This window comes from Blastomonas sp. AAP25, assembly GCF_001295965.1.
In the GTDB taxonomy this organism is placed as follows: Bacteria; Pseudomonadota; Alphaproteobacteria; order Sphingomonadales; family Sphingomonadaceae; genus Blastomonas; species Blastomonas fulva.
Map to the genome: position 1 here is coordinate 37,180 of NZ_LJHP01000017.1, position 6,000 is coordinate 43,179.

General features: G+C 63.8%; 7 protein-coding genes. 5 read left to right on the forward strand and 2 right to left on the reverse strand.

The window, feature by feature from the left end:
• Positions 1-93: 93 nt before the first annotated feature.
• Positions 94-1,245: a S41 family peptidase gene (locus IP68_RS13050; protein WP_082382352.1), complete on the reverse strand. Its 1,152-nt coding sequence runs from the start codon at positions 1,243-1,245 to the stop codon at positions 94-96.
• A gap of 79 nt (positions 1,246-1,324) precedes the next feature.
• Between IP68_RS13050 and IP68_RS13055 the strand changes: the two genes are divergently transcribed.
• Positions 1,325-1,822, forward strand: a complete 498-nt coding sequence (locus tag IP68_RS13055; RefSeq protein WP_054135441.1) for a PadR family transcriptional regulator — start codon at positions 1,325-1,327, stop codon at positions 1,820-1,822.
• Positions 1,823-1,947: 125 nt separating this feature from the next.
• Here IP68_RS13055 and IP68_RS20755 read toward each other — a convergent pair whose 3' ends face one another.
• Positions 1,948-2,706 carry a cold-shock protein gene (locus IP68_RS20755; protein ID WP_054135442.1) on the reverse strand — a complete coding sequence of 253 codons (759 nt, stop codon included), beginning with the start codon at positions 2,704-2,706 and terminating at the stop codon, positions 1,948-1,950.
• Between the two features lie 492 nt (positions 2,707-3,198).
• Between IP68_RS20755 and IP68_RS13065 the strand changes: the two genes are divergently transcribed.
• The 4 genes from IP68_RS13065 to IP68_RS13080 all read left to right on the forward strand — a co-directional run bounded on the left by IP68_RS13065 (position 3,199) and on the right by IP68_RS13080 (position 5,948).
• Positions 3,199-4,014: a TerC family protein gene (locus IP68_RS13065; protein ID WP_054135449.1), complete on the forward strand. Its 816-nt coding sequence runs from the start codon at positions 3,199-3,201 to the stop codon at positions 4,012-4,014.
• On the forward strand, positions 4,011-4,628 hold the full coding sequence (locus IP68_RS13070; RefSeq protein WP_054135443.1) for a ribonuclease D: 618 nt from the start codon (positions 4,011-4,013) through the stop codon (positions 4,626-4,628). The genes IP68_RS13065 and IP68_RS13070 overlap by 4 nt, the downstream gene beginning before the upstream one ends.
• A 67-nt stretch (positions 4,629-4,695) precedes the next feature.
• Positions 4,696-5,337 carry an LPS export ABC transporter periplasmic protein LptC gene (lptC, locus tag IP68_RS13075; protein ID WP_054135444.1) on the forward strand — a complete coding sequence of 214 codons (642 nt, stop codon included), beginning with the start codon at positions 4,696-4,698 and terminating at the stop codon, positions 5,335-5,337.
• 65 nt (positions 5,338-5,402) lie between these two features.
• Positions 5,403-5,948, forward strand: coding sequence for an LptA/OstA family protein (locus tag IP68_RS13080; RefSeq protein WP_054135445.1), 546 nt, complete (start codon positions 5,403-5,405; stop codon positions 5,946-5,948).
• Positions 5,949-6,000: the final 52 nt, after the last annotated feature.

A 6,000-nucleotide genomic window follows, 5' to 3' on the forward strand; every position in this document is an offset into this window, starting at 1 on the left:
TAATGAAGCCGGCGGTTTAATCAACTGGTTAAATTGCCATCGGCGCGCGTGGGCAGCGTGCATCGACCGGAATTCCAGCCGGTCGGCCCGCTTTCATCGCCGCCTGATCATGGGCATCTGCGGTGCCACCCGGGCTGAGAGCTGCGCCGCCTCGTTTGCGGCGACGCCCGAAAGCGTGAGTGCCTTGGTCAGCGCGTCTTCCGGGGCGGTTTCGATATCCGGCGCAATGCCGGCGCCTTCCCAGTCCTTTCCGGTTTCGGGATCATAGGTGCGGCCTACCGGAATGAACGCGGTGAAACCGCCGCCCAGATCCTGGTCGCCGCCGAAGTGGTTCGCCCCGGCGGTGGCCTGGCCTATGATCGTGGCCCGCTTGGTCTGCTTGAGCGCGAGCACGAAATGCTCTGCGGCCGAAGCGCTGAACCCCGATGTCAGAACAAACACCTGTGTCTGGGCCAGCCGCTGGTCGGGGCCTGGAATGACCCAATGTTCGCGCGTGACGAATGCAGGGTCGCCCGAAACGGTGCGCAACGAAGCGACGCCCGCAATCGGTGAGCCACCGGCCTCATCGACGGACTTGCGGGTCGCCATCGTCACGAGGTGCGTCGGCTTTGCAAAGAGCCATGGGAAGACGGCATCCATCTCGTCCAGCCCGCCGCCGTGGTGCATCCGCAGATCGAAGATGATGGCCTTGGCGTCGGCATGTGTTGCCATGAAAGCCCGTGCGGCCTCGGTCGCCTCGTCGCCGCCAGGGAAGCCGTTGAAACGGACGAAGGCGATACCGGGTGCGATCCAGCCGGCGTGTTCGATCGCCGGCGGTCGCGGCATGCGCATCATCACCGGTTGGCCGGTGGTCTGGCCGGTGGTCTGGCCGGTTGGCGCAGAACCTGCAGCATCGGGCGCGCGCCTGATCACAATCTGCGGGCCACCGCCTATTCCCTCGAACATCACGCGCAAATGGCCGTCTTCGGCTACGCTCTGCAGGTCATCGGACAAGCGCTTGGCAAGCTCTGCACCTGCAAGCGCATCATAGGCCCCGCGATCCGCATTGGCGCGGAGCGTTTCGGCATAGCGGGCGGCCTGTTCGGGATAGACGAAATCCGATTCCAGCCGCTTTGCCAGATCCCGCGCCAGCGCGCGTTGATCGACATCGGCGACGGCGGCCTGCGAGGGTGCCCCTGCGGGCTGGGCGGCGAGGCCCTGCGCGCAGGCAGCGACAGTCATGACGACGGCAAGCAAAGATCGCATTCTGGTGCTCCGTATATTACGATTCGTAATATGTTGACATAACCGGCCTGTGTGGTCAAGAAGGTGCAGGAGAATGCGGATGGGAATTTTGACCAACCTGGAAGGCGCAGCGCTGGCGGAAATCGCCAGCCGTGGGTCGGCCACCTCATATGCAATCGCGCAGGTCTTCGCCCGCTCGCCTTCGGAATACTGGTCGGGGTCGGCCGGCGCGGTCTATCCGCTGATCAAGCGGCTGGCGGCGCGCGGTCTGCTCGAGCCGAGCGCGGCAGCGGCGGGCAAGCGCCAGCGGCTCGATTACCAGATCACCCCGGCGGGGCGAGTTGCGCTGGAAGAATGGCTGCTCGATGCACAAAGTGCCGCCGGCATGGGGTTCGATCCGTTGCGCACCCGCCTGGGCCATCTGCACCTCGTATCACCAGAACAGCGCCGCGAGTTTCTGGACCAGGTCAGGATACTGTCCGCGGAATTCGCGCAACGGCCTGCCTTCGAAGGCGAGCCGGTGATGGTCCAGATTCACCAGTCATGGCTGAAGGCCAGGGCAATGTGGCTCGCGATGCTGGACTTCGTCGTCAGATAGCCCTGCGATTTCCCGACCGCTGTTGGTGCCTGCCACTGGCAGAAAAAACAAAAAACCCCGCCGCGCGATAAGCGCAGGCGGGGTTCCATGTCTCTCGTCCCGGCCCTTGCAGGCCGAGCGCCCGATCAATCGTGGTGCGCGACCAGATTGACGGCGGAGTGCTTGCCGCGACGGTCGACTTCAAGGTCGAACTCGAGGCGGTCGCCCTGGTTGAGGCCGTTCATGCCGGCGCGTTCGACCGCGCTGATGTGAACGAACGCATCGGGCTGGCCGTCGTCGCGGGTGATGAAGCCGAAGCCCTTCATGGAGTTGAAGAACTTGACGGTTCCGGTCGCACGCTCGCCAGTGAGTTCCCGGCGGGGCGCTTCGCCGCGCGGTGCACGCTCGCCGCGGTCACCGCCGCTATCGGATACGGGGATCAGTTCGCCATCGACCTTTAGGTCGCTGGCAGACACCTTGCCGCCGCGATCGACCAATGTGAATTCCAGGCCCTGGCCTTCGGCGAGGTTGGAAAGACCCGCACGTTCCACCGCGCTGATGTGGACGAACACGTCTTCGCCGCCATCGTCACGCTGGATGAAGCCGAAGCCCTTTTGCGCGTTGAAGAATTTGACCTTGCCCTTGGCTTCGCCGACCACCTGGGTGGGCATGCCGCCAAAGCCGCCGCTGCGCGGAGCGCCGCCGCCGGCACCTCCGCCCGGACCGCGCGGGGCACCGAAGCCGCCGCCACCTGCAGGAGCGCCATATCCGCCGCCGCCACCGCCGCCGCCGAAGCGGTCACGATCACCATATGCAGGCGGAGGCGAAAATGCGTCGAAATCATCCTCGCCAAATCTGTCGCGTTTGTCCCGGCCCCTGCCGCGCCGACCCCTGTCAAAACTCATGCCGAATTATTCACTTTCAATGTCGTCCTGGATCATGTGCTCAAGAACAAGGCGGACGTGAACCCTGTCGCTCAACTGATGGAACTCTTCGTGCGGACCCTTTCAGCATGGATCAATCCGCCACAAATACGCACCAAAAACCTTAGCTTACCTTAGCTTACCTTAACCTTCATCAGCATCCGCCAGCGACCTTTCGACAATCGAACTGACATCAACCAATCAAAAACCTGTGGATAGCACACAGATGTTGCGTGACACACGGCAAAACATGCGCGGCAATCGCGTACTTCCAAGGTGATTCTCTTAACGCAAATCCGGCGGCATGGCGAATAATAAATGGGGCTGGCCAAGGCGTTGCCGCGCAATTGCGGCGGTCCGGCAGGCAGTGGCGACCAGCGACCGCACAGGCGGTGCGACGAACGGCGGCAAAATTCGCGCGCGCCAGCGTTTGCGGGCCTTGCCATGCCTCTGGCGCTGCGGCAATTGGGGCCGATGGATAGCATCATTCCGCTGTTGAGCGACCCCGCAGCATGGGCTGCACTTGTCACCCTTGTGATCCTGGAGGTCGTGCTTGGCATCGACAACCTGATCTTCATCTCGATCCTCTCGAACAAGCTGCCCGAGCATCAGCGGCAGCTTGCGCGGCGGATCGGCATCGGCCTTGCGCTGATCATGCGGCTCGCGCTGCTGTCGATGATCGCGTTCATCGTGTCGCTGACCACGCCGGTGTTCGACCTCGGCATTTCGGGTCCGCTGGGCGAATATGGCGAGCCGACCTTCGAGACGCAGTTCTCGTGGCGCGACCTGATCCTGATTGCAGGCGGTCTCTTCCTGGTGTGGAAGGCGACCAAGGAAATCCACCACAGCGTCGATGACGACCCTTCGGGCGAGGCGCTGGACAAGAAGGGCAAGGCCGCGCTCGGCTTTGGCGCGGCCATCGTCCAGATCATCGCGCTCGACATGGTGTTCTCGATCGATTCGATCCTGACCGCAGTCGGCATGACCGACCATGTTCCGATCATGATGGCCGCGGTGATCATCACCGTTCTCGTCATGCTGGTCGCTGCCGATCCGCTGGCCAATTTCATCAATCGCAACCCCACGGTGGTGATGCTGGCGCTGGGCTTCCTGCTGATGATCGGCTCTGTGCTGATCGCCGATGGCTTCGGCGTCCATGTGCCTAAGGGATATATCTATGCCGCGATGGCTTTTTCTGCGATGGTCGAATCCCTCAACATCTGGGCCCGCAACGGGCGCGAGAAACGACGCGGCATTTCGCCGGCAGCTACCAACGGCGAGAGTGCATGACCGTATATTTCCATGAAAGCGATCTGCCTGCCGATGTGCTGGCCCCCGGCCCTGTGGCGGTGGATACCGAAACCATGGGCCTGGTGACGCCGCGCGACCGGTTGTGCCTGGTGCAGATCTCCGATGGCAGAGGCGACGAGCATCTGGTGCGCTTCATGCCCGGCAGCGATTATGCCGCGCCAAATCTTCGCGCCGTGCTCGCCGATCCCGAGCGGCTCAAGCTCTATCATTTTGCCCGGTTCGATCTGGCGGCGATCCAGCATTATCTGGGCGTGATGGCAGCGCCGGTGTTCTGCACCAAAATCGCATCGCGGCTGATCCGTACCTATACTGACCGGCATGGCCTGAAGGAACTGGTGCGCGAGGTGCTGGGCAAGGAGCTCAGCAAGGTGCAGCAGTCGAGCGACTGGGGCGCGCCCGAGATCAACGATGCGCAGCGCGATTATGCGGCCAGCGACGTGCGCTTCCTGCATGCGCTGCACACCGCGATGGACGCACGGCTGGTGCGCGAGGGACGCCGCGAGATCGCGCAGGCCTGTTTCGATTTCCTGCCCGCGCGCGCGCAGCTCGATCTGGCGGGCTGGCCGGAAATTGATATTTTCGCGCACGCTTAATATATCGCGGGGCAACACCCCCTCCGACCGCGTAACCGGCGCGACACCGAAAGGCCCCTAAGGCGACATGACCGAACGCGCTGATATCATGCGCAGCCGCCGCCAGCTGTTTGCGACCCCCGGCAGCAGCCATGACCGGATGGTGCGGTTGCTGGGCATCATCCTGCCCTCGGCGATCGGCGTGCTGGTGGCGTTCCTGGCGCTTGCGCCGCTGCTGCGCAACACAGAGGTCAGCTTCCTGCTCGACAAGAACCAGGTCGATATCGCGCGCGAACGCATGCGGGTGACGCAGGCGCTGTATCGCGGGCAGGACAGCGAAGGACGGCCCTTTTCGCTGCAGGCGGGCTCCGCGGTGCAGAAGACCTCGCGCAATCCGGTGGTGGAGATGAGCGATCTGGCCGCGCGCATCCTGCTGACCGAAGGCCCGGGCGTGCTCGAGGCCGGGCAGGGGACCTACAACATGGACAGCGAACAGGTGTCGATCATCGGCCCGGTGCAGTTCAGCTCCGCCAATGGCTATCGCATGGTCACCCGCGATGTGGACATCGATCTGCCCAAGCGCAGCATGGTCAGCCGCGGCGAGGTGACGGGTCGCTTGCCCGCTGGCACTTTCCGCGCCGACCGGCTAAAGGCCGATCTTGCCAATCGCACGGTCACGCTCGAAGGCCGCGCACGGCTGCGGATGACTCAGGGCGGATTGCCCCGGTGACGAACCAAAATCGAGTGACGAGCGGAGATACGGGATTGACCAAGCGGTTTTCAGCCAGGGTTTCGATGCTGGCCCGTCGCCGGTTGCCAGGTGCGGCTGCCGGTGCGTTTTGCCTCGCCGCGCTGGCGCTGGTGCCCGGCAGCGTCACTGCGCAGTCGCTGATGAACCACAACAGCAACGCGCCGGTCGATTATGCTGCCGATCGCATCGAACTGCAGGACCGCGCCAATCGCGTGCTGCTGTCGGGCAATGTCGATATCACCCAGGCAGGTCTTCGCCTGCAGGCGGCGCGGATGACCGTGGCCTATCGCAACGCGGGCAGCATCGAGATCGAGCGGATCGACGCCAATGGCGGCGTGGTTGTCACCAAGGGCGAAGAACGCGCCAGCGGCAATGTCGGCATCTATGATTTCAACAAACGGATCATCACGCTGATCGGCAATGTCGCGCTCCGCCAGGGCGGCAACACGCTCAACGGCGGGCGGATGGTAATCGACCTGACCACCGGCCGCTCGACTGTTGACGGCCGCTCGGCCGGCGGCGCTCCGGGCCAGACGGGCTCTGCAGGCGGCCGCGTCTCGGGCACGTTCTCGGTGCCCAAACGGGATTGATCGTAAATCCTCCCACAGCTTGCTGGGGGAGGGGGACCGCCCGCGCAGCGGG